The 24,017-nt window shown below is 33.2% G+C and carries 21 protein-coding genes; 6 read left to right on the top strand and 15 right to left on the bottom strand.

The features are described 5' to 3' along the window. Window positions 1-2: 2 nt before the first annotated feature. A complete protein-coding gene (locus ACWA1F_RS15190) occupies window positions 3-2,360 on the bottom strand; it encodes a hypothetical protein (protein ID WP_456894731.1) in 2,358 nt (785 codons plus the stop codon). After that, window positions 2,320-3,195, bottom strand: a complete 876-nt coding sequence (locus ACWA1F_RS15185; RefSeq protein ID WP_456894729.1) for a hypothetical protein — start codon at window positions 3,193-3,195, stop codon at window positions 2,320-2,322. The genes ACWA1F_RS15190 and ACWA1F_RS15185 overlap by 41 nt, the downstream gene beginning before the upstream one ends. Window positions 3,196-3,497: 302 nt before the next feature. On the opposite strand from ACWA1F_RS15185, the gene ACWA1F_RS15180 reads away from it, so the two are divergent. After that, a complete protein-coding gene (locus ACWA1F_RS15180; protein WP_306153434.1) occupies window positions 3,498-5,186 on the top strand; it encodes an Ig-like domain-containing domain in 1,689 nt (562 codons plus the stop codon). Here ACWA1F_RS15180 and ACWA1F_RS15175 read toward each other — a convergent pair. Further along, on the bottom strand, window positions 5,183-5,950 hold the full coding sequence (locus tag ACWA1F_RS15175) for a nitrilase family protein (protein ID WP_456894727.1): 768 nt from the start codon (window positions 5,948-5,950) through the stop codon (window positions 5,183-5,185). The genes ACWA1F_RS15180 and ACWA1F_RS15175 overlap by 4 nt on opposite strands. An 18-nt stretch (window positions 5,951-5,968) precedes the next feature. Beyond that, entirely contained in the window at window positions 5,969-6,745 is a 777-nt protein-coding gene (locus tag ACWA1F_RS15170) for a DeoR/GlpR family DNA-binding transcription regulator (RefSeq protein ID WP_456894725.1), read from the bottom strand. A gap of 158 nt (window positions 6,746-6,903) precedes the next feature. Here ACWA1F_RS15170 and ACWA1F_RS15165 point away from each other — a divergent pair, with 158 nt between their 5' ends. Then, complete coding sequence (locus ACWA1F_RS15165) at window positions 6,904-9,201, top strand: family 20 glycosylhydrolase (RefSeq protein ID WP_456894723.1); 2,298 nt, start codon at window positions 6,904-6,906, stop codon at window positions 9,199-9,201. Window positions 9,202-9,260: 59 nt separating this feature from the next. On the opposite strand, the gene ACWA1F_RS15160 is transcribed toward ACWA1F_RS15165, so the two are convergent. From ACWA1F_RS15160 to ACWA1F_RS15150, 3 genes are read right to left on the bottom strand one after another with little or no spacing between them, the layout of a single operon-like run. Then, the gene (locus tag ACWA1F_RS15160) at window positions 9,261-10,007 is read right to left on the bottom strand and encodes a succinate dehydrogenase/fumarate reductase iron-sulfur subunit (protein WP_306153449.1); all 747 of its coding nucleotides are present in this window, start codon (window positions 10,005-10,007) and stop codon (window positions 9,261-9,263) included. Window positions 10,008-10,045: 38 nt separating this feature from the next. After that, the gene (locus ACWA1F_RS15155; RefSeq protein WP_306153451.1) at window positions 10,046-12,046 is read right to left on the bottom strand and encodes a fumarate reductase/succinate dehydrogenase flavoprotein subunit; all 2,001 of its coding nucleotides are present in this window, start codon (window positions 12,044-12,046) and stop codon (window positions 10,046-10,048) included. Between the two features lie 15 nt (window positions 12,047-12,061). Further along, window positions 12,062-12,727, bottom strand: a complete 666-nt coding sequence (locus ACWA1F_RS15150) for a succinate dehydrogenase cytochrome b subunit (RefSeq protein WP_456894720.1) — start codon at window positions 12,725-12,727, stop codon at window positions 12,062-12,064. Between the two features lie 356 nt (window positions 12,728-13,083). On the opposite strand from ACWA1F_RS15150, the gene ACWA1F_RS15145 reads away from it, so the two are divergent. After that, window positions 13,084-14,445, top strand: a complete 1,362-nt coding sequence (locus ACWA1F_RS15145) for a hydroxymethylglutaryl-CoA synthase family protein (protein ID WP_456894718.1) — start codon at window positions 13,084-13,086, stop codon at window positions 14,443-14,445. Window positions 14,446-14,526: 81 nt separating this feature from the next. Here the strand turns inward: ACWA1F_RS15145 and ACWA1F_RS15140 are convergent, their stop codons facing one another. The 5 genes from ACWA1F_RS15140 to ACWA1F_RS15120 all read right to left on the bottom strand — a co-directional run bounded on the left by ACWA1F_RS15140 (window position 14,527) and on the right by ACWA1F_RS15120 (window position 18,980). Further along, window positions 14,527-15,564 (bottom strand): hypothetical protein, encoded by a 1,038-nt coding sequence (locus ACWA1F_RS15140; protein ID WP_456894717.1) that lies wholly within the window; start codon window positions 15,562-15,564, stop codon window positions 14,527-14,529. 223 nt (window positions 15,565-15,787) lie between these two features. Continuing rightward, window positions 15,788-16,342 carry a hypothetical protein gene (locus tag ACWA1F_RS15135; protein WP_456894715.1) on the bottom strand — a complete coding sequence of 185 codons (555 nt, stop codon included), beginning with the start codon at window positions 16,340-16,342 and terminating at the stop codon, window positions 15,788-15,790. Between the two features lie 102 nt (window positions 16,343-16,444). After that, a complete protein-coding gene (locus ACWA1F_RS15130) occupies window positions 16,445-17,185 on the bottom strand; it encodes a LytTR family transcriptional regulator DNA-binding domain-containing protein (protein WP_456894713.1) in 741 nt (246 codons plus the stop codon). Window positions 17,186-17,255: 70 nt separating this feature from the next. Further along, window positions 17,256-17,726 (bottom strand): GNAT family N-acetyltransferase, encoded by a 471-nt coding sequence (locus ACWA1F_RS15125; protein WP_456894711.1) that lies wholly within the window; start codon window positions 17,724-17,726, stop codon window positions 17,256-17,258. A gap of 72 nt (window positions 17,727-17,798) precedes the next feature. Next, window positions 17,799-18,980, bottom strand: a complete 1,182-nt coding sequence (locus tag ACWA1F_RS15120) for a DUF5018 domain-containing protein (protein ID WP_306153462.1) — start codon at window positions 18,978-18,980, stop codon at window positions 17,799-17,801. 328 nt (window positions 18,981-19,308) lie between these two features. Here ACWA1F_RS15120 and ACWA1F_RS15115 point away from each other — a divergent pair, with 328 nt between their 5' ends. Next, a complete protein-coding gene (locus tag ACWA1F_RS15115; protein WP_456894709.1) occupies window positions 19,309-20,601 on the top strand; it encodes an aminopeptidase P family protein in 1,293 nt (430 codons plus the stop codon). Window positions 20,602-20,664: 63 nt separating this feature from the next. Here the strand turns inward: ACWA1F_RS15115 and ACWA1F_RS15110 are convergent, their stop codons facing one another. Together ACWA1F_RS15110 and ACWA1F_RS15105 are read right to left on the bottom strand one after the other, a co-directional pair. Further along, window positions 20,665-21,183: a ferritin gene (locus ACWA1F_RS15110; protein ID WP_306153467.1), complete on the bottom strand. Its 519-nt coding sequence runs from the start codon at window positions 21,181-21,183 to the stop codon at window positions 20,665-20,667. Window positions 21,184-21,271: 88 nt separating this feature from the next. Continuing rightward, the gene (locus ACWA1F_RS15105) at window positions 21,272-21,628 is read right to left on the bottom strand and encodes a hypothetical protein (RefSeq protein ID WP_456894707.1); all 357 of its coding nucleotides are present in this window, start codon (window positions 21,626-21,628) and stop codon (window positions 21,272-21,274) included. 177 nt (window positions 21,629-21,805) lie between these two features. Here ACWA1F_RS15105 and ACWA1F_RS15100 point away from each other — a divergent pair, with 177 nt between their 5' ends. Then, window positions 21,806-22,609: a TIGR00266 family protein gene (locus ACWA1F_RS15100; RefSeq protein WP_456894705.1), complete on the top strand. Its 804-nt coding sequence runs from the start codon at window positions 21,806-21,808 to the stop codon at window positions 22,607-22,609. 167 nt (window positions 22,610-22,776) lie between these two features. Continuing rightward, complete coding sequence (locus ACWA1F_RS15095) at window positions 22,777-23,553, top strand: alpha/beta fold hydrolase (protein WP_456894703.1); 777 nt, start codon at window positions 22,777-22,779, stop codon at window positions 23,551-23,553. An 85-nt stretch (window positions 23,554-23,638) separates the two neighbouring features. On the opposite strand, the gene ACWA1F_RS15090 is transcribed toward ACWA1F_RS15095, so the two are convergent. After that, window positions 23,639-24,013, bottom strand: coding sequence for a hypothetical protein (locus tag ACWA1F_RS15090; RefSeq protein ID WP_294788253.1), 375 nt, complete (start codon window positions 24,011-24,013; stop codon window positions 23,639-23,641). Window positions 24,014-24,017: the final 4 nt, after the last annotated feature.

Below are 24,017 nucleotides of genomic sequence, written 5' to 3'. Positions count from 1 at the left end.
GTTTATTGATTTACGTACGTATTAAAATAACCGCATTCGGCAATTACGTCCTGATAATATTTCGTATCGGAATAGTCTTTTCTTAAAGCTTTGAATGAGTTCCAGGCAATAAAATTAACTTTATCGTCTTGAATTTGCCAATAACTGTTTATTGCACTGTATTTTTTATTGTAATAATCGTTTCGTTCGCATTTCGAAATCAAGTACAGACATTTTGCTTTTTGTTCTTTGTTTGAAGCAGCTTCAAAAGCTTTCTGATAATACATTTTAGAAACCGAATTATTCGTAATCATTTCTTTCATTGAATCTCTAAACGAATACGGACTTGAACCGTAACCTACAATACTGATTTCGTAAAAAGTTCTTCCATTTCCAAAATGAGAGATATTATAAAACGCATTTCCTAGCAAAAGGCTGTTCGTATAAACATCTTCTTTCTGAGCCAATTTTTCCTGCATAGATTTTATTGTCGTCAAGAAATCCATGTAAGTATATTTTTTCTTCTGATACGCCGCGTGCTCACAATCATGACAATCTTTTATGTTTCCGTTAAACGGATTTCCTAAGAATTTGTAATGCTGAACAGAATCGGTTTGCTGCATAAAAGCAATTGCTTCTGGAATCTTGTTTTTGAAAGTCGCCTGAACTGCCTGAAACTGATTAATATCTTTCAGCTTCAAACTATAAATTCCTGCTCCGATTTTCTCAATTTCCGATTTATTAGATTTTTCTAAGAAAGATTTTATCGCCAACAAATTCTTTTCGTTGTCATAAAAAGCATTTCCGTCATTCCAATAACTATAACGCGATTCACCATAAATCTCAGCCATCACAAAATTGCCGCTTTCTTTATACAAATGCGACAAATAGCTTCTGCTCCACGAAGAAGCATTTTGATAACGAAATTCCTCTCCTTTATAATTTTTAGGAAGCTCGTAATACAGCCAATTCAAATCAGCTAGAATTGTTTTCTCATTTTTATCTGTCAGCTTATCAATCTTGCTTAAATTATTTACAAAGCGCAATAAACGAAGCTGCATCCCAGCCAATTGTGTTTTTGGAAGCGTTTTTTCTGCTTTAGTATAATTTTTATCTGCATTAGCATAATCCCCTTTTAGAGTTTGAAGATATCCAAGTGCCATATCCCATAAATAGGGTTTATCGGTATTTCCTGCAGCAGAAATTTTTGCAATTAAATCAATAGCGCTATTATCAACTTTTGCTTTATTTTCTGTTTTATTTTCTGCAACAGTCTGCGGTTTTGGTTTCTGATTTTCTCCTTGCCCGTCCAGCTGAAACGAATTATTTATTTTTTGCTCTAGCGAATTAACCAATCTTGTTCCGAGATAATTCAAATGTTCACTCTTTGGATCTAATTCGTAGATTTTTTCAATTGCCTTTTTTTCATCTTTATAATAGCCGTGAATTGCCCAAAGCGCCGCTTTTTCTTTGTTATTTTTTGCCATCGCCAAAGCTTTAGTCCAATCTGATTCATTTTTTGGATGAAAACTGTAAGCCGTTACCACTCGCAATTCTGGACATTTATCAAAAACCTGAGCATATAAATAGTTCGAAGTCGCATATTTTTTCTGTTTGAAATTAATTCCTGCAACATAAGCCAAAGCACGATAATACAACGTATTTTTTGCAACAGAGCTTTCTGTTTTATTAAAAAAATCAATCGCTTTTTGCTTGTCATTACTATAAAAACGCGCTTTCATAGTCAAGAACCAATATCTGTTTTTCAAAAACGGATCAGACAGCGTGTTGTAGACATTTTCTATTGACTGAATCATTTTAGCATCATTGAAAGTTTTGGCCACCACAGGATCGTAACTCCAATAATCTTCTCCAATAGAAACCGTTTCTATTTTCTGCGCCAAATACAAAAATTCGACAAAGTTTTTAACTTTCTCATCTTTCAAATTAAGCTTTTTGCCCCATTTCTGAGAGCTTTTATTTTCCTTTTTTGTTTTATAAAAAACATGCAAATCGGTTATTTCTTCTTTGTTTTTGATCACATTTTTTTCATCAGAATAATATCTAGGCTTTTCGTCACCAATCAAAAAATAATTAACTGTTGTTGTATCGGCTTTTCCTTTTAAGTAATCTGCCCAATCCGACTTTATGTTTTTATTAAAACGAGAATTGTGCTGAGTGTCAAAACCAATTCCGTAGAAAATTCCGCCTGACAAAAATAATGGCGAATACGATTTATCAGCAAAAGTTTCTGGAGTAAAATTTGAATTATAAGATCCTAAATAGTCCCAATCTCCATCTGCACAGGCGTATATTCCGAATGCAGAAAGCAAAACGGCACTAGAAACAAGAAATAACTTGCTCAAAAATATTCTTTTCATAATTATTTAAATTGAATTCGTCTAAATCGTAAAATATAATTTCGTTTGGCTTTTCGACAAGATTATCTTGCAAATCTTCTGCCATTTCTTTTAAATCTTCTGTTTTAATTTCTTCTATTTTCAAGAGATCATTTTCTTCATAAAAAACACCATTTTTATAATTGGCCTTTTTTACTCTGAAAAAAATCGGACTTGTTTTTTCAAAATTAACATCTTTCTCTAGCGCTGCACTATTCATTTTAGAACGAAGTCCGATGACTTTATTGTTTCTAATATGAACTCCCCACGAATAAATTGGAAACGCAAAATCAAGATGCAGCGGATATCGCTTTAAACTTTTCAGATATCGTGCTGCTACTTTTTTATCATAAATAGAATTTAGCGAATCGGGCGCAATCGATCCCATATTATAATACATCAAAACTCCAGAATCGACATTGGGGATTTTTGTTTTTTTGAAGTATTTCACCTGATGCAATCGAATGGTAGCTGAAAGTTTTTTGTTCGAAAGCTTTTTAAAAACCTCTATAAATTTCAGATAATTCTCTTTGCTTTTTAAGGTCCAATCGCAATCAATTTGAATTTCCTGACACGAAATTTGGTTTTTAGAATTAATCTGTTCTATAAAATCAAAAGTTTTCTGTGCCAGATCATTCACATCAAGATGAGGCTGCAACATCACTTTGTTCTGGATAAAAACAACTGGAACAATAGTATATTCTTTTGGATTTTCTAAAAATCGAACAGGGCTAATCGGAATTGGAAAATTTGATTCTGGATGAAGTTCAATGTCAAAATATCTTACATAAAGCTTTTGAACTTTATTTTCATCCAAAACTTCTTTTTCTGTTTTTGAGAATTTAAATATCGTTTTCCAGTAATAAAAGGAGATTACAGGTTTTTCGCTTTTAGTGCATGACAACATTAAAAAGAGAAACAAAACTGGAAAAATTCGTTTGAACAAAACTTAGAAGATTACATTTTAATTCAAAAGTAAGAAATTATGCCGTTTTAAAATACTCGAAGAGGTAAAATTTTAGAAGAATTACAAAAGTTGCAAATCCTAATAATTGCCCAAAAAATTTCAATTAAAGCAAATATAATTGTTATTTTGTGCAATCAAATTGAAAAACCGTTATGTTGAAAAACACTTTAAAATATATTGCCTTTATAATTTTAATATCAATGATAAGCTGTGCTAAGCGAGGCAGTATTACCGGCGGTTTAAAAGATACATTAGCTCCCGTTTTGGTCTCTAGCTTTCCCGAAAATTATTCTACAGATTTTAAAGGAAATACGATCCTTTTAAATTTCGACGAATATGTCAAACTTAAAAACACCAATAAACAGCTGATTATTTCACCTCCTTTAAAAAATGAGCCTCTAATCACGCCTTCAACAGTGAGTAAATTTTTAAAGATTGAAATTCGAGATACTTTACAGCCAAACACCACGTATAGTTTTAATTTTGGACAAGCGATTACTGATAATAATGAAGGAAATGCTTTAAACCAATTTAAATATATTTTTTCTACAGGATCGCACATTGACTCGCTTAAATTGAACGGAAGAATTAAAGATTCTTACGGAAAATATGTCGATAATTTCGTTTCTGTAATGCTATATGAAATAAATGACAAATACAAAGATTCTACCATTTACAAAGAATTTCCGCGCTACATTACCAACACTTTGGACAGTATGCGAACTTTTCAATTCGAAAATTTAAAAGAAGGAAAATATCTTTTGGTGGCATTAAAAGACAAAGGCTCAAACAATAAATTTAATCCGAAAGATGATAAAATCGGTTTCTTAAAAAACTACATCACCATTCCGACAGATACTGTTTATGAATTAGAATTATTTAAAGAAACATTGCCTTTAAAAACGTTCAAACCTATTCAGGCTTCTGGAAACCGTTTGTATCTTCCATATGACGGAAAACAGAATTTCAAGAATTCAAAACCAAAAATCGTTCTTAAAAATGGCGATGAAGTTCTAGAAACTATTATAACGCAATTCCCTAAAAAAGATTCACTTCAGGTCTGGTACAAACCTTTAAAGGCCGATTCATTATCTATGGAAGTGGAGAAAGGAAGCTACAACAAAAAGTTTTCTTTTAAAATTAAAGCTTTGAAAAAAGACACTTTAAATATTAAAGCGGTACAAAACGGCCAAATTAATTTTAGAGAACGTTTTACACTGGAAACCGAAACCCCATTGGTGAAATTTGATAAGTCTAAAATCAATTTGGTGAATAAAGATTCTGTTGCTGTTCCTTACACAACAGAATACGATGAATTTGACCAGAAACTGTATATTGATTTCAAAAAAGAGCCTTTAGAAAAATACAATTTCACTTTCTTACCAGGCGCTTTGACTGATTTTTATGAAAAGACAAATGATACTTTATCGTATAAACTCAACACTAAAGAATATGCCGATTACGGAAATATTATCTTGAATTTAAAAAATGTAAAACGTTTTCCTATTATTGTTGAATTGACCAATAAAAAAGGAGATGTTGTATTGGCCGAAGGCTATTCTGAAGGCGCAACGACATTGGAATTCAATCTACTTCAACCTGACCTTTTTACCGTGCGTGTTATTTACGATGACAATAAAAACAAACAATATGACACAGGTAGTTTCTTAGAAAAGAAATATGCCGAAGAGGTATTTTACAATCAGCAAGAGTTTGATGTGCGCGCCAATTGGGATCGGAACGAAACAATTGACTTGAGTATTCCGTTTAATCCCGAAGTCGAGAAAAAACAAGACGATAAAAAGAAAAAAGAAGCAGAAAAGAAACGAAAAGCGTTTTAAAGTTTAATTTCAAACTGATCTTTATCGCTTAAAAAATCCAATTTTTTACGCGTTTCATACATGGTGTTTTTGTCTAATTCTACGACAAAAACACCATTTTTTTCTTGTGGCTCTAAGATATAATTACCTAAAAAATCTATTGCCTGAGAGTGGCCTACATGTTCATAATCATGGACATCATTTCCAGTTCTGTTTACTCCCACTACATACGAAAGATTTTCTATGGCGCGGGCTTTTAGCAAAGCGTCCCAAGCATTGGTGCGCACTTTTGGCCAATTGGCAACATATAGAATAAGGTCGTAATTTTCTACATTTCGAGCAAAAACCGGAAATCTCAAGTCATAACAAATCTGAAGACAAATTTTCCAATCCAGATAATCAACAATAACTTTTTGGTTTCCGCGTGTATAGATTTTGTCTTCGCCAGCGAGAGAAAATGAATGTCGTTTATCGTAATATTGAATTTCGCCAGACGGAAAAACAAAAATCATTCGATTGTAATATTTTCCATTTTCTGTAATGACAACACTCCCTGTAATTGCAACATTTTTCTGTTTTGCTTTTAACTTCATCCAAGCAATCGTTTCTCCTTGCATTGTTTCTGCAACTTCAGAAGCATTCATTGTAAATCCGGTAGAAAACATTTCTGGAAGTACAATCAGATTTACGTCCGACTCGATTTCATTGATTTTTGAATCAAAGTTTTCTCGGTTTTTATGGGCATTCTGCCAAAAAAGATCGGTTTGGATTAAAGCAATTTTCATTTTTATTTGAGATAAAGGTTAGATCACAACCAAACTCGGAACGGCGCTTTTGTATGGCTGTAGTTTTTTGTGATTTGGCTCTTCTTCGGTAATAACGTAATTCACCTCAGACAAACTAGCAATTTTCATTTTTAGAACTGTATTCAATTTTTCGGTAATAGTTAAAACTGCAGTTTTTTTAGAAGCGTGAATCATTGCTTTTTTTACCTGAACGGTTTCCCAATCCGAATCAGAATATCCGCCATCGACGTCTAAAGCATTTGTCCCTAAAACAAGAAGGTCTGCTTTTATATTCGCTAATTGATGAAAAACTTCTCCGCTCACACACATCTGACTGTAAGAAGAAATGCTTCCGCCAATCATAATCGTTTTGATATTCGGTTTATCTAAAAGCTGTACAGCAGTAAGAGCCGTAATCGTAAAAACAGTCAGATTAAGATCGTTTGGAATTAATCGGATGAATTCTCGAATCGTAGTTCCTCCGTCAACAATAATAACCATTCCGTCATGAAGAAGACTAACTGCTTTTTGTGCAATAACTTGTTTCGCTTCTACCGCATAAGTCTGATTCGACGAAGAATAGTGATATCCTTTGGTCATCGCGCCGCCTTTTACTTTGATAATAAGTGCTTCAGCGTCCAATTCATTAATATCACGGCGAATTGTATCTTCTGAAACACCAAGTTTAGCCGACAGCGTTTCAAAACTGACACGCGTGTGCAAGTTGATCTCTTTTAGAATATGATTTTTACGTTCTTCTTTACTGTAATTTAAAACTTCATTTTCAGTGCTCATGCCGATTGATTTTTTCTATTTACAAAAATAAACAATTCGTTAAATAATTCATCGAAACCAAAAGCCGTATTGGCAATAAAAATTTTCAATAATTTAGTTTTAAAAGCATTTCAATATCTTTAAAACTGTTTTTAATAAAAATTTAAAGTTTTTCTCTTATGAAAAAATTCCTTTTTATATTTTTTGTTCTTTCTTTTTTAAATGGAAAAGCACAAAATTCACAACAGAACATTTCTATTATTCCGACTCCAAATTTTTATAAATTGACTGGAGACAGCATTCAAATAAATGGAAAAGTTCAGGTTACTTTTAAAAACAAAAATTACAGCCAAAAGGAATTAAAATCGGCTAAAATTTTTGAATCGGCTGTAAATTCATTTTCAGATTCCAAAAAATCAAATATCAAAATTGAGTTCGATACAAATGAAAAATTGGCCTCAAAAGAAGCTTATAAAATCGAAATTTCTAAGAATAAAATTTTAGTAAGCGGTCAAGAAGAAGGATTATTTTATGCTGTTCAGACATTATTGCAATTTTTACCAAATGATCCTTCCAAAAAAGAGCTAAAATTTCCATGCGTAATCGTTCGAGACCAACCACGATACGGGTATCGCGGTTTACACCTAGATGTTTGCCGTCATTTTTTCTCTGTTAATGTTATAAAAGATTTTATCAGACAAATGTCTAGCTATAAGCTAAACACCTTTCATTGGCACTTAACAGACGATCAGGGATGGCGAATTGAGATCAAAAAATATCCAAAACTTACCGAAATTGGTTCAAAAAGAGCGCAGACTTTAGTTGGTAATAAATTCGAAAGATCCTCCTTTTTCTTCGACGGAAATCCTTACGGCGGATTTTACACTCAAGAAGAAATTAAAGAAGTTGTAAAATTCGCCGAAGAAAATTATGTCAATATTATTCCCGAAATCGAAATGCCAGGACATGCTTCGGCGGCGGTTACAGCTTATCCAAATTTGGCTTGTTTTCCAGATCGAAATTATAAAGTCGTAGAATCTTGGGGTGTTTTTGAAGACGTTTTTTGTGCTGGAAAAGACGAAACTTTTACTTTTCTGGAAGATGTTTTAAAAGAAGTTATGGAATTATTTCCAAGTAATTATATTCATGTTGGCGGCGATGAGTGTCCAAAAACAAGATGGAAAGTTTGTCCAAATTGCCAAAAAAGAATCAAAGATTTAGGTTTGAAAGATGAACATGAATTGCAGAGCTATTTCATTAAAAGAATAGAAAAATTCCTAAATGCAAACGGAAGACAAATTTTCGGTTGGGATGAAATCCTAGAAGGCGGTTTAGCACCAAACGCTGCTGTTATGTCTTGGCGAGGAGAATCGGGTGGAATTCATGCTGCAAAATTGAAACATCCCGTCGTAATGACTCCAGAACGAACGGTTTATTTTGATTACAATCAAGGTTATTCGCCAAACGAACCGTTGACAGTTGGGCGATTGAGCACTTTAGAAAAAGTCTACCATTATAATCCAACGCCGGTTGACAGTTTAACGATTGAAGAACAAAAATATATTCTGGGCGTACAGGCTAACCTTTGGTCGGAATATTTGACAAGCGAAGCAAAACTGAATTATATGTTGTACCCGCGAATGTTTGCTTTAGCAGAAATTGCGTGGACAGAACCTCAAAACAAAAATTACAATCATTTTGTACAAAATCAGCTTCCATATCATTTAGAAAAATTAGAAAAACAAAAAAGATTGTATAAAGTTCCAACTCCTTTTGGTGCTGATGAAACGGCTTTAATTGCTTCGACATATATTTTAGACTTAAAATCAACCATCAAAAACGGAAAAATCTTCTACACGATCGATGGCTATAATCCTGATGAAACAGCAAATCTGTATCAAAATCCCGTAAAAATCAATATTCCAAAAGGTGAATATCGAATTATTAAAACGATTCAAATTAGCGAAAGCGGTAAAAGAAGTTCAATCAATAAAATCATTGTCCGAAATCCTGATTTAAAACCTGCTTTGGCAATTCAACCCAAAAAAAATGGTTTGCAGTATCAATATTTCACTGGAAAATTATTTCAGCAAACTCAAGATTTAGAATTGGCAAAACCAGTAAACTCTGGAATTTTAGAAGGCAAAATCAGCGCTGAAAAATGGAAAACAAAATTAGAGCGTTACATTGGTTTAAAACTTAACGGATATATCTTTATTCCAGAAACTGGAAATTATACGTTTTCGACACTTTCAGACGACGGATCAAAGCTTTTTATTGATGATGAATTAATTGTAGATAACGATAAAATTCATTGGGCAAATGAAGCCTATGGGGCAGTTAAACTAGAAAAAGGATTCCATAAGATCAATATCAATTATTTTGATTTAACTGGCGGAACGATTTTAAACTGTTTCATTCAGCCAGAAGGAAAGGAAAAACAAGAAATAAGTGCTTCGCAATTGTATTACGAATAAAAACAAAAAACGCTTCCGTCGTAACGGAAGCGTTTTTCAAATATACTAAATTGTATTCTTTATCCTTTTAAGCTTGCTGCTAAATACTCACGGTTCATACGTGCGATATTTTCAAGCGAAATTCCTTTTGGACATTCGATTTCACAAGCTCCTGTATTTGTACAGTTTCCGAAACCTTCTAAATCCATTTGGTGAACCATGTTTAATACACGGTCAGTTGCTTCAACTTTTCCTTGTGGCAATAATGCATATTGAGAAACTTTTGCAGAAACGAATAACATTGCTGAAGAGTTTTTACAAGTTGCAACACAAGCTCCACAACCAATACAAGCCGCTGCATCAAATGATTTATCTGCGTCGTCTTTTGGAATTGGAATAGTATTCGCGTCGATTGTATTTCCTGAAGTGTTTACAGAAATAAATCCTCCTGCATGTTGGATTCTATCAAAAGAACTTCTGTCAACAACTAAATCTTTAATTACTGGGAAAGCTTTTGCTCTAAATGGCTCGATAAAAATCGTGTCACCATCTTTAAACATACGCATGTGCAATTGGCAAGTTGTTACTCCTCTGTCTGGTCCGTGTGCTTCACCGTTGATGAATAAAGAACACATTCCGCAGATTCCCTCACGACAATCGTGGTCAAATGCAACTGGCTCGTCTCCTTTGTTGATTAATTGTTCGTTAAGAACATCAAGCATTTCAAGGAAAGACATATCTGGTTCGATTCCATCGATAGGATATTCTACAATCCCTCCTTTATCTTGGGCGTTTTTCTGACGCCATATTTTTAATGTAAGTTTCATTTTGTATCAGTTTTAAGTATTGAATCAATATTCAAATACTATTTGTAGCTTCTTTGAACTAATTTAATGTTTTCGTAATTCAGAGGTTCTTTGTGTAATACCGCATCACTTGGTTTTCCTTTGTATTCCCAAGCTGCAACGTATGCAAAGTTATCGTCATCACGAAGTGCTTCTCCTTCTTCTGTCTGGTATTCCTCACGGAAGTGACCTCCACAAGATTCGTTACGGTGTAAAGCATCTTTCGCGAACAATTCTCCTAATTCTAAGAAATCGGCAACACGAGTTGCTTTTTCTAATTCCTGATTAAATTCGTTAGCGCTTCCTGGCACTTTTACATCTCTATAAAACTCTTCACGTAAAGCAGCAATTTCTTCGATAGCTTCAGTTAAACCTTTAGCATTACGAGCCATACCTACTTTATCCCACATGATTTTCCCTAATTTTTTGTGGAAATAATCTACAGAATGTTTACCGTTGTTATTGATAAATTTCTCGATTTGATCTTTTACCGCTTTCTCCGCTTCAACAAATTCTGGCAAATCTGTAGAAATTTCACCCATTTTAATATCTGGAGCTAAATAATCTCCGATAGTGTAAGGCAATACGAAATATCCATCAGCTAAACCTTGCATTAAAGCAGAAGCTCCAAGTCTGTTTGCTCCGTGGTCAGAGAAGTTAGATTCTCCAATTGAGAAACATCCAGGAATTGTAGTCATTAAGTTGTAATCAACCCAAGTTCCACCCATTGTATAGTGAACCGCTGGGTAAATCATCATTGGCGTTACATAAGGATCTTCGTCTACAATTTTCAAGTACATTTGGAATAAGTTTCCGTATTTACTTTTTACGATTGCAGTTCCTAATTTAGTTACTAAAGCTGAATCATTAGCATCTAAACCTTTTACATAAGCTTCTTCAGTTCCGTAACGTTTGATCGCTGCTGCGAAATCTAAGTAAACTGCTTCTCCCGTTTTGTTAACTCCAAAACCAGCATCACATCTTTCTTTAGCCGCACGAGACGCAACGTCACGAGGTACAAGGTTACCAAAAGCAGGATATCTTCTTTCTAAGAAATAATCTCTTTCTGCTTCAGATAAATCAGTTGCTTTTTTTCTTCCTTCACGAATTGCCTGAGCATCTTCTAATTTTGCAGGAACCCAAATACGACCGTCATTACGTAATGATTCAGACATCAAAGTCAATTTTGACTGGTGATCTCCAGAAACTGGAATACATGTTGGGTGAATTTGAGTGTAACAAGGATTTGCGAAAAACGCTCCTTTTTTATGAATTTTCCAAGCTGCTGTTGCGTTTGATCCCATAGCATTTGTTGAAAGGAAAAATACGTTTCCGTATCCTCCAGAACCAATAACTACCGCGTGAGCAGAATGTCTTTCTATTTCTCCAGTGATTAAGTTACGAGCGATAATTCCTCTCGCTTTTCCGTTCACGATAACAATGTCAAGCATTTCGTGACGGTTGTACATTTTAATTTTTCCACGACCAATCTGACGGTTCATTGCAGAATAAGCTCCTAACAATAATTGTTGTCCAGTTTGTCCTTGTGCGTAGAATGTACGAGAAACCAAAGTTCCTCCAAAAGAACGGTTGTCAAGAAGTCCGCCGTACTCACGAGCCAATGGCACCCCTTGAGCCACACACTGGTCGATGATGTTTGCAGAAACTTCAGCCAAACGGTGAACGTTTGCTTCACGAGCACGGTAATCTCCTCCTTTTACAGTATCGTAAAATAATCTGTAAACAGAGTCACCGTCTCCTTTATAGTTTTTTGCCGCGTTGATCCCCCCTTGTGCAGCAATAGAGTGCGCACGACGTGGAGAATCTTGGAAGCAGAATGCTTTTACGTTATATCCTAACTCTGCTAGAGTAGCCGCAGCCGAACCTCCAGCCAAACCTGTACCAACAACAATAATATCTAAATTACGTTTGTTAGCTGGGTTTACTAAATTAATATGATCTTTATAATTTGTCCATTTGTCCGCTATAGGACCATTTGGAATTTTTGAATCTAATGCCATTATAATTGATATTAATTATTGGTTGAAATGATGAAAAAGTGCGATAATTACAAAAGCTGCTGGTACAACAACTGCAAACCAGTAACCTACTTTTGCCAAAAATCTTGAATATTTATTGTGCATTCCCATTGATTGAAGAGAAGATGCAAATCCGTGCCATAAGTGAAATCCTAAAAGGATAAAAGAAATACAGTATAATCCTGTACGAACTGGACTGTGAAATTTGTGAACTAACTCACCATAATATCTTGTAGCGTCTGGAGCTGTACCTGCTATATATTTATAGCTTAATTCAGGAAACCAGAAATCATAAAAGTGCAATACTAAGAATGCCAAAATAACCAATCCAGAAATAATCATATTTCTAGAACTCCAAGAAGCGTTTGCTGCTCCATTGTACTTTGCGTACGAAATTGGTCTTGCCGCGCTGTTTTGAGCAGTAAGAACAAATCCCATTACGAAGTGCAAAATTACTCCGAATGCCAAAACTGGCTGCATTACATATTGTATTAGCGGATTGTAACCCATAAAATGAGAAACTTCGTTAAAAACGGGTTCACTCAAAATAGAAATAAAATTTAAGGTAACATGCAGCGCTAAAAACGTGATTAAGAATATTCCCGAAAGAGCCATTGCTACTTTCTTTAAGATGGAAGCATTCAACTGTGCAGATTGTGCCATAAGTGTTAAGTAGTTTGTTTTAAAAAATTAGACAAAAATAACTCAATTACAAAAGAACTACAACCATTTCGCTGTTATTTATAATGATTTTAAAATAGACCTTTTCTACGTATTTTTACGTACAAAAATGAAGCTGCTAAAAAATAATTCACTATAGAAAACGTCAAGACACTGCTTTTTAAGACTTAAAGAAAAAATTACCCTCTAAGTAGATTACCAAAAATTTATCATATTGTTATTTTATTCAAAGTTTTGATTTGTTTTCTTTAAAAGTGATGCTGAGCAGAAATTTTGTCTAAGTAAAAAATTGTCATTCCACAACATAGTTTTACCTTTAGCGGCTCAAAAAATTAAGAATGAAAACAGGAATTGATGCTATCTCATTTGATGTAGCAAACATACATTTACCCATAAAAACTTTGGCTGTTGCCAGAAATATTGAACCAGAAAAATTAGAAAAAGGTCTTGGATTACTAAAAATGACTTTTCCAGACGTTCACCAAGATGCTGTTGTTTTTGGAGCAAATGCTTTAACCAAATTGATTCAGAACAACAATATAAATCTTAACGAAATCAGTCGTATTTATGTTGGTACCGAAAGCGGTGTTGACAGTTCTAAGCCAATTGCTTCTTACCTTATTAGCTTAATGGAGCAAAAATTTGGCGAAGATGCTTTGGCTGAATGCGATGTTGTCGATTTTACTTTTGCCTGTATTGGCGGTGTTGATGCACTTCAAAACTGTTTGGATTTTGTAAAATTGAATCCGATGAAAAAAGCAATTGTAGTTACAAGTGATTTCGCTAAATACGATTTAAATTCTGGCGGAGAATACACTCAAGGTGCCGGAGCTGTTGCAATGTTAATTGCTGCAAACCCAAAAATTATTGCTTTTGATGACAATTGGGCAACGAGCACAAAAGGTGTTTTTGACTTCTTTAAGCCTTATAGAACAATTTCTAAAGAAGAAATCACGAAAAACACCAACAACGATTCTTGGTTTGATAATTTAGAAGCTGAAATTGAAATCCACAAAGATCAGCCAGTTTTTGACGGCCAATACTCGAACCAATGCTATATGGATCGTACGCGAAATGCTTACTTTTCATTCAAAAAATTAAAAAACACTACCGAAACTTTATACAATACCTGGCATAGTATTGTAATGCACTTGCCGTATTCTTTTCAAGGCCGCAGAATGTTGTCTGAAATTTATGCTTTAGACAGTGCCGAAAAAATTATTGCCGATGATATTGCGCCTGCAGATTATCAGACAAAAATTAAAGAAGTAGCAAAATCTGATGATTACAGAAGTTTTGTAACGGAGAAATTACAGCCTGCTGAATTAGCTTCTTCTCTAATCGGAAACCTTTATACAGGTTCTATTTTCATGGGATTGTTATCTACTTTGGCTCATTTTCATGATACAAATAAAGAAGTTGCTGGAGAAAAATTTGGTTTCTTAGCTTACGGAAGCGGATCGAAATCGAAAGTTTTTGAAGGAACCATTCAGCCAGAATGGAAATCAGCTTTAGCAAACATAAAGCTTTTTGAAAATTTAGAAGAAAGCGTAGAAATTGATTTCAACACTTATGAAGGTCTTCATAAAAAAGAATTAAAAGAAAGCATAAGAACTCCAAAACAAGAATGGGTTTTAGATAGAATCGAAAAAGAAATCCCAGTTTTGATTGGAGCGAGATATTATAAATGGATTGATTAGTTAAATTCCAACTTTAAAATTCCAAATTCCAACAAAAAAACCGAAGTTTAATCGCTTCGGTTTTTTTTATTTCTATTTCTTCTATTTTTTAGCTGATTCTAACTTTATTATTTTAGTTCGCAGTGCTTTCAATTCTTTTTCCTGTTTTTCGCTTTTCTTGCTCTGCATTTCCAATTTTTTATTTTGCTGAATTGTGTACAACGTTAATTCTTCAATTTTTTGCAATAATTTCATTTGAAATTCTTTCATTTCAAGTCCATTTTCAATCATTTCTCTTGCAGGGGCAATTTCAGGAAGATGTTTATTTTGAGTTACAAAATTTTCTAATTTATTCAAATCCATTAATTTATAGTCATTCTCAAAAACAAAATCACAACCTCCCTGCAAATCAACTTTTATTTCTTTTGCTCTAATTGTTCCACAAACATCAAGCTTGTAAACTGGATTACTTGTACCAATACCTATATAACCCTGATTAGTAATAACCATTCTATCATAATTACTATAATCCGAACCATTCCAGGCTGTAGTCTGAAAACGAAGATCCCCATATAATGAACTACCAGCAGGATTAAAATTTACAGAATAAATTCCGGGACCTCCTCTCCCAAAACTTAATCCTCCTCGATAAGTGATTTGTCCCCCAGTAGCTGGCACAAATGTTCCAGAGGTTTTCTCACTAATAACTAATGTTGGTTCTTTACCATTTGGCAAAATATTATTTACCGTAGTTCCTGAATAATTTGCAAAATCACTATAAACAGCAGAGTTTCCAGTAACTTCTAATTTTGCACTTGGAACAATGTTTCCAATACCTACTTTCCCTTCTTCTGGCTGTATAATTGTACCACTTTTTCCATGTGATGATCCGCCATCTATAATAATACCCGTACTAAAAGATAATTTTAGTTGTTGATAATTTGGCCCTACCCAAGCACCATCTGTTCTATATATCCCATACGATAAGGCACCTGGCTTAAACCATGTAATTCCATCAGGTACATTGCGCCCATCGTTAACATCACTAAAATTAATTGAATTGTGCAATTCATAGGTCTGTGCATTTATAAGCTGAAATAAAGCTATTGCAAAAAAAGTAAGTATTTTTTTAACTTCCATATTTATAATGTTTTATTGATTTTCGATACAAACTGTTTAACATTTGTATCTCGAGCAAAAATAGCATTTCCATTTAGACAACATTAAAATAATCAAATAAAAATCTTACTAATACTATTTGCCAAACAAATAGGATTGCATAAAAAAACCTTCGTCAAAGTTTAAAACTTTGACAAAGGTCATGCGCAAAATCGGGGAATTATCTAATTATCAAATTGACAAATTATCTAATTAACTTTTCTTCCTTTCTAAACAACAAAAATCCCAATCCTAAAACAAAAATCATACAGCTCAACAACATATAAACTCCATTTTTCAATATAAAAAATGAAAAACCAATTGCCATTGAAGACAGGAAAACCATAATAGAATTGATTGCATTTGTTTTAATGAATCGTAATGCATGCAAAGACAACCCAATAAAAAGCAAAGAAGGCCCAACTATTATAAAAGGATATAAAATAAAGGGCGAATTATTAATATGATTACTCAATTCGGCTTTAGCAAGATCATCATTCCCAAAACTAAACATAATTAAATCAATTGTACAAAGTCCTACGTGGGCAACTACACCCAAAAATGTGATAAAAGAAGCAATTCTATTCAGCTCATTTTTAGGAAAAACATCATTAAAAGATAATAACAAACAGGCTCCAATTAAATTGAGCCAATGTGCAAAATCTATCGGCACGCGAAAGTCCGGCAAAACTTTAGAAAATAATAAATAGCTAAGAAGAAAAAATAATAATCCGAGAAGGCAAAGGTGTTTTGTTTTCATATAATTGACTTTAAAATTGAAAAACAAAACTAGGACAAGAAAACCTCTAAGCTACTGATTTTACAAGCTTAGGTACAAAACATATCTTTTTAGGTACGAAAATTACAATGCCAATAAAACTTCTTTATAATTTTTAGAAACAGGAAGCTCGATATGAGTCAAAATTATAATATTTGGATTTCGCCATGATTTAAAATGAGTCGGATTTATTAAATGCGAACGATGAATTTGCAATAAAAAAGTAAAATCATCCTGTATCTTTTTAAGCGAAGACCGAATAAGTTTAGAGTGAAGTTTATCATTTTCGATATAAAAAATCTCGACATAATTCTGCGCATTCGAAATACAAACCAAATCGGCTTTTTTGATTTTTAAAATGTCGTGTTTATTTTCTCCTTTAAAAATCAGAACATCTTCTTTTATCGGAATCAGCTTAATTAAATATCTTCTTGCCAGAATAATTACTGGAGTCAGAATTAATGAAACTTTGATAAAAATTATAGTGAAGAATTCAGTAAAATTATATCCGCCGTTTAGAATTGGATTTTTGTAATAAGTGTAAACTCCGAGTAAATAAATCAGATAAAAAAATATAATTCCGCTTATTTCTAATGCGATATTCCAAGCTGAACTTTTCTCGTAAATCACTTTTTGAATAATTGCAAGAATTCCATAACACAAAAAAGCCAGCAAACTAAAACCAACACTTATTAAAAGCCAAGATTGGAAATTTATAGTTCCGTCATCAAAAGGTTTTATAATGAATGCGAAAATGAAAAGCCAAAGACTAATGAGCATTCCAACTATTAAATGGTGTTTTATGGATGGATTTAGTTTGTTCATTTATTAAGATGCAGAATTTTGTTTAACCGCAAAGAACGCAAGGAACTACGCAAGGTTCGCAAAGTTTTTTTTATTTTAAAATAGTAAACTTATTATGGCTCAAAGTAAAACCCAGATTTTCATAAATTGCCACATTCTCAACTCGCTTTTTGTTTGTAGTAACTTCAATACTTTTTAGATTATTTTGCTTTGAATAGAGAATTATTTCATCAACTAATTTTCTTCCAACGCCTTTTCCACGATGGTTTTTATCAATAAAAAACTCCTGAATTTCGCCAACCAAACCGCAATGATGCATTAAATTTTGAACATGAAATGTAATGAAGCCTAAACTTTCATTTCCGCTTTCGGCGATTAAATAAAGATGATTTGGGTTTGAAATGTTTTCGTTGAATATGCTTTTGAAAGTTTCGAAATCAAAAACTTCATTTTCGAGCTCGCATATTGATTTGTAGACAAAGTCTAGATCTTGGGTTTGGATTTTTCTTATGTTGATGTTTGGCTTCATAATTATAATCTTCTCTACATCAAGATTACACATTTCTAATTTTAAAACCAAACACAAACTAGACAGCAAATAAAAAACCGAAGCATAAGCTTCGGTTTTCGGTTTTTATTCTTTTCCTTCCAATTCAATATTAAAGTGCCACCAGTGCTCATACCAAACACTTAAATCTTCTAGTGTCGTATTTTTACTTTTTTTAGATTCTCCAGCCCATCCAGAATTGAAACAAAATCCTGAGCCATTACTGGAGTTAGCATTACTTCCAGAATTTACACCAATTACATCTCCATTAACAACATACCAAAACATCTTATATTTTTTTCCAGCTTCCATAAAAATATTGTGTTGGGTTAAGTCAAAAGGAATCATACCACCGCTAAAACCAGCTGGAACATCTGTAGTAGTTGTTGCTAAAATTTTAGAATTTTCATCTCTTACAACCAATTTTAAGGTAACTGCTTTGTCATAGTTAGTATTTCCTTGAAAATATCTAAAACCACCCTTTAAATCGACACTAAAAACTGAAGGAACTAAATCTTTATCAACTATAATAGTCTGACCAGTTCCTACATTTCTATCAAATGGCAAAATATCGGGAACATTTGTTCTATCATCTCCTCCAAACCATTTGTCTGAATTTGCATCTGTACAGGATTGAAATCTATCATTATTCATATATTCAAACTTAACCTGATAAACTTTTTCTAATCCAGATTCTGACTTAACGGTAAAACTCACTGGCGAAGAATAATCTTTTATCGTTTTTGGATCTGGTGAAATTGTAGCATATTTTGAAAATTTCAAATCGATGCTTAAATTTTTCAAATCAACAAATTCAGGAATTCTTTTTGTAATTTCTCCGTTTTCTAAATTTATTTTGGCTGTAGTTGTAAAAGCTTCATTAGTCAAATTAAATTCTAAAACAGAATTCTCAACACTAGGTTCTCTTTTAATATCTACATTATAAACTCTATCTTCACCATTTTCAGCTATAACTGTCAAAGCAAATGGAGCAGTAATTGATTTGATTGTAGCTGGGTCAGGATTTATTTTTGCTCCTTTAGAGATTAAAACTTTGAGAGTCAAATCGTTTAATTCAAAATTACTTTCTACTATTCCAGTAATAGAATCATCAGAAATTTCAAACTCTTTTGAAAGCTCGCCTCTCGTTATTGTAAAAGATTGAATTTCATTTTCAGCACTCAATGCAACATCTTCAACTGTTGCACACGATTGCACTAAAAGTGACACAAGAAATAATGTGGTTAAATAGTATTTTTTCAATTTCATAGGTAAGTTTGTTTTTATTTTTTTCTGTACGCAAATATTAATAATAATTGATAAAGTTTTTTACGGTAAACCGTATTGCTCTTATTTTGATTTCCAAATATTATCTCAATGCTTAATATTTAATGACAATAACAAAAAGAAAAACTTTGCGGTCCTTCGGCTTCGCTCAGGAGGACAAAAAAAATGAGAAAAAAAACTTTGCGTTCTTTGCGGTTAAATAGAACGAATCAAAATCAACAACAAATAAGAAAACTTTAATAAATCTGCTATACGCCACTAATTCAAAAATCATTAATTTTGAAATTCGAAGTTCAAAAATGAAATAATTATGAAATATCATCAAATAAACAGTGGTCTTTTTGTAAAAAACCGCAGAAAGTTCATGGCAGAAATGAAACCTAATTCAGTTGCCGTATTCAATTCAAATGACATTTACCCAATTAGTGCCGACAGTACTTTGCCTTTTGCGCAGCACAGAGATATTTTTTATCTGAGCGGTGTCGATCAGGAAGAAAGTGTTTTGCTTTTGTTTCCAGATGCGCCTTACGAAAACCAGAGAGAAATTCTTTTCTTGAGAGAAACAAACGATCATATCGCGGTTTGGGAAGGTGAAAAACTGACTAAAGAACGTGCTTTTCAGGTTTCTGGAATCAGAACTGTTTATTGGTTACAGGATTTTCATAAAGTTTTGAACGAAATGATGACGTACGCCGATACGATGTACATCAACACCAACGAACATTATCGTGCAACTGTTGAAACAGAAACTCGTGAAGCTCGTTTTGTAAAATGGTGGAAAGAGCGTTATCCAGCACACAATGTGGCAAAAAGCAACCCAATTTTACAAAGACTTCGTTCTGTAAAAGAAAGCGAAGAAATCGATTTGATTCAGCATGCTTGTGATATTACAGAAAAAGGTTTCCGCAGATTATTAGGTTTTGTAAAACCAAATGTCACAGAATATGAAGTAGAAGCTGAATTGGCACACGAATTTATCCGTAACCGCTCAAAAGGTTTTGCTTACACGCCAATTATTGCCTCTGGAAACAATGCGAATGTTTTGCATTACATCGAAAACAATCAGCAATGTAAAGCAGGTGATTTATTATTATTGGATGTTGCTGCAGAATACGCTAATTATTCAAGCGATATGACAAGAACAATTCCAGTTTCTGGACGTTTTACAGATCGCCAGAAAGCGGTTTACAATGCGGTTTTAAGAGTTAAAAATGAAGCTACAAAAATGCTTACTCCTGGAACGCTTTGGAAACAATACCATATTGAAGTAGGTAAAATTATGACTTCTGAATTGCTTGGTTTAGGTTTATTAGATAAAGCTGATGTTCAGAACGAAAATCCAGAATGGCCAGCTTACAAAAAATATTTCATGCACGGAACGTCTCACCACATGGGACTAGACACGCACGATTACGGATTGCTTCACGAACCAATGAAAGCGAATATGGTTTTCACAGTTGAGCCAGGAATTTACATTCCAGCAGAAAAATTCGGAATCCGTCTTGAAGATAATGTTGTGGTTCAGGAAAAAGGAGAACCTTTCAACTTAATGCGAAACATTCCTGTTGAAGCTGATGAGATTGAAACTTTGATGAATGAATAAATAAAAGAAGCCCTTAATATTGAATTATTAAGGGCTTTTTATTTTTATAAAAATCGGTTTTAATTATCCGATTTTTGCTATCTGTACATCCAATTGGAATTTACCAGCAGCTTCATTTTCGTCGATCAACTCAAAAAGCTCTAATGCTCTTCTTGCGTTTTTCTCTTCTTCTCTTTGCTCAGCAACATACCACATCATGAAATCTTCTGTAGCGTAGTCGTTTTCAGCTCTACATTTTGCAATTACTTTATTAACCGCTTGAGTAACTGCAATTTCATTTTGTAAAGCAATTTCAAATACTTCTCTCAAAGAAGCAAATTCTTGTTGTACTTCTGGATTAGATGGCGTAACTGCTATCCCTCCCATATCTGTAATATATTTGAAAACTTTTAGAAAATGCTCTCTTTCTTCTTCGGCTTGCTTATACAAGTAAGATGCTGTATTAGCATAACCATTTCTATCCAACCATGCTGCCATAGCTAAATATTTGTTTGAAGCGTCGCTTTCTAATTTTGCCTGTAAGTTCAATATATTTTCAATCCCTTCAGTTAATGAAGTGCTTGTTCTTAGTAAATCTTTCATAGTCTTAAATTTTAATAATGTAAAATTACTAAAATTAGACCGAAGTGCCGTAAATGTCTGAAAATTTGGATTTAATCTAAGTAAGAATCTAAATAAGCTCCGCTTTTAAAACATTACAAAGTATAGAATGAAGGTTGAGCGTAAATTTAGTTCCGTTCAATAATTCTCTAAGCTGCACTATTTCGCAGATGGTAAGATTTCTGGAAAAATTTCTTTTAGTAGTCTCAATCAGCTGTGCATCTGACTTATCAGACAAGTCATAAAGCATATTCAAAATATCGACATTATTAACCTTTCTTTGAAAAATCAAAAAATCATGAATTTTATAACTTGACACTGTATCAACAAAATTGATAACGATAGTATTGGTCAAATCACATTGATAACTGTATCCTTTTTCGGTTTCAAATAATACTTGGTTGGTCGAATCACTAACTAATGCCATTCTAAAAAAATTATTAACGATGCAAAAATATATAATTTAAAGCAAATAAAACATAATTAAGACTAATTTAAAATAACCAAATCATGTTTTGTTTTGAAAAAGATGTTTAGAACACTAAAATCTGTAACATTCTAGAGTGGTTTTCGACTAATTTTAAAAACAAATAACTTAGAAATTATGCAATCACACGAAATAGATTATCAGATTTTTGGAGAAGAAATGCAGTATGTCGAGATAGAATTGGACCCGCAAGAAATTGTAATTGCCGAAGCTGGCAGTTTTATGATGATGGAAAACAATATCCAGATGGAAACCATTTTTGGCGATGGTTCTCAACAGCAAGGATCTGGTTTGTTTGGCAAACTTTTGAATGCAGGAAAGAGAGTTCTTACTGGAGAAAGCTTATTTATGACTGCTTTTTTAAATCAGGGCAATACTAAAAGCAAAGTTTCATTTGCATCGCCATATCCTGGAAAAATCCTTCCGATTGATTTAACAGAATTTCAAGGAAAATTTATCTGTCAAAAAAGTTCTTTCTTATGCGCTGCAAAGGGCGTTTCTGTCGGAATAGAATTTTCTCAGAAACTAGGCCGAGGCTTATTTGGCGGAGAAGGTTTTATTATGCAAAAAATTGAAGGAGACGGTATGGCATTTGTCCATTCTGGAGGAACAATGGCTAAAAAACAATTAGCCCCTGGCGAAGTTCTAAAAGTAGACACTGGCTGTATTATTGGTTTTACCAAAGATGTAGATTACGATATTGAATTTATTGGCGGTATCAAGAATTCAATTTTTGGTGGCGAAGGCTTATTCTATGCCACTTTAAAAGGTCCGGGAACTGTATATATTCAGTCATTACCATTCTCAAGATTGGCTGATCGCATTATCGCATCGGCACCACGATCTGGTGGAAACAGTCGTGACGAAGGAAGTCTGCTTGGTGGGTTAGGGAATCTTCTAGATGGAGACAATCGTTTTTAATTTATAGAATGGCTTTCAGAAATGAGAGCCGTTTCTTTTTAAACCTTATATCTCATATTAAATATTTAAAATTAACTCGATTCATTTTTTTTTGACTGAAATGAACTTACATGACTTATATGGTTTGATCAATTACTAACTTTGTGTTTTAAATCAAAACTATTATTTTGAAAACTATCTTATATAAAAACACTAAAATCTCTTTTACTGACTCAGGAGAAGGCAATGCGATTGTTTTTCTTCATGGTTTCTTAGAAAACAAAAAAATGTGGGCAGAATATGTCTCGCTTTTTTCAGAGAAATACCGCGTAATTACAATCGATTTATTAGGTCATGGCGAAACAGATTGTTTAGGTTATGTTCATTCGATGGAAGATAATGCCAACGCAGTCAATGAAGTTTTGGAAAATTTAGAAATCGAAAAAGCAATAATTCACGGGCATTCTATGGGTGGTTATGTTGGTTTGGCTTTCGCCGAATTATATCCGCAGAAAATCCAGAAATTAGTTTTACAAAATTCTACTTCAAAAGAAGATAACGAAGAAAAAAAGCTAAACAGAACTCGCGCCATCAAAGCTGTAAAACAAAACTATGTAAGCTTTGTAAGTTTGGCAATTGCAAATTTATTTAGCGAAAATAACCGAACCCGATTAGCAGAAGAAATTGAGAAAGTAAAAACGGAAGCCTTAAAAACACCTTTGCAGGGAATCGTTGCTTCTTTGGAAGGAATGAAAATCAGAAAAGATAGAGAATGGCTTTTGAAAGAAAATAGATTTCCAGCTTTATTGATATTAGGAAAAAAAGATCCTGTTTTAAATTACGAAGAAAGTGTTTCTCAAATTGAAGATACCACTACAGAATTGGTTTCTTTTGAAGACGGACATATGAGTCAAATTGAAAACAAAGAAGCCCTAAAAACCGTCTTACAAGAGTTCTTCCAGTAAAAACTAAAACTATTAAAATCGAAAAAGGCCATTTCTAACTTAGAGTTGAAACAGCCTTTTTCTCATTCTTGGGGGCAAAATATCATTATAACTTTGATGTAATATCTTTTTTGTATTTCGATAGAGTCGCTCTTGTTAAGCCAAGATTTGCTTTAGTAGAATCTACTGCTAGGTAGATAAAATATCTTCCATCTTCAGAAACATCAATAATATGAATCTGATCTGTCAGTGTAATTAAAATGTCATTAATTTTCTGATTTAACCCTAAAGCTCTAAGTGCGTTTAATTTAGCTTTTACAACTTCTAAATTATAAGCCGAAGCCAATTCTGGATCAAAATCAGGCTTTACTGTTAATGAGCAATAAGACATTCCTGTTTCCACTTCTGTAACTGAAACAGCAATAAATCCGTTAACATTTTCTTTTAAATCGTTTTGAAAATTTTGTAAAAAATCTGACATGTTA

Source organism: Flavobacterium erigeronis (assembly GCF_054075165.1).
Note: the sequence above shows the minus strand (reverse complement) of the source record. Positions and strands in the feature narration are given on the sequence as shown.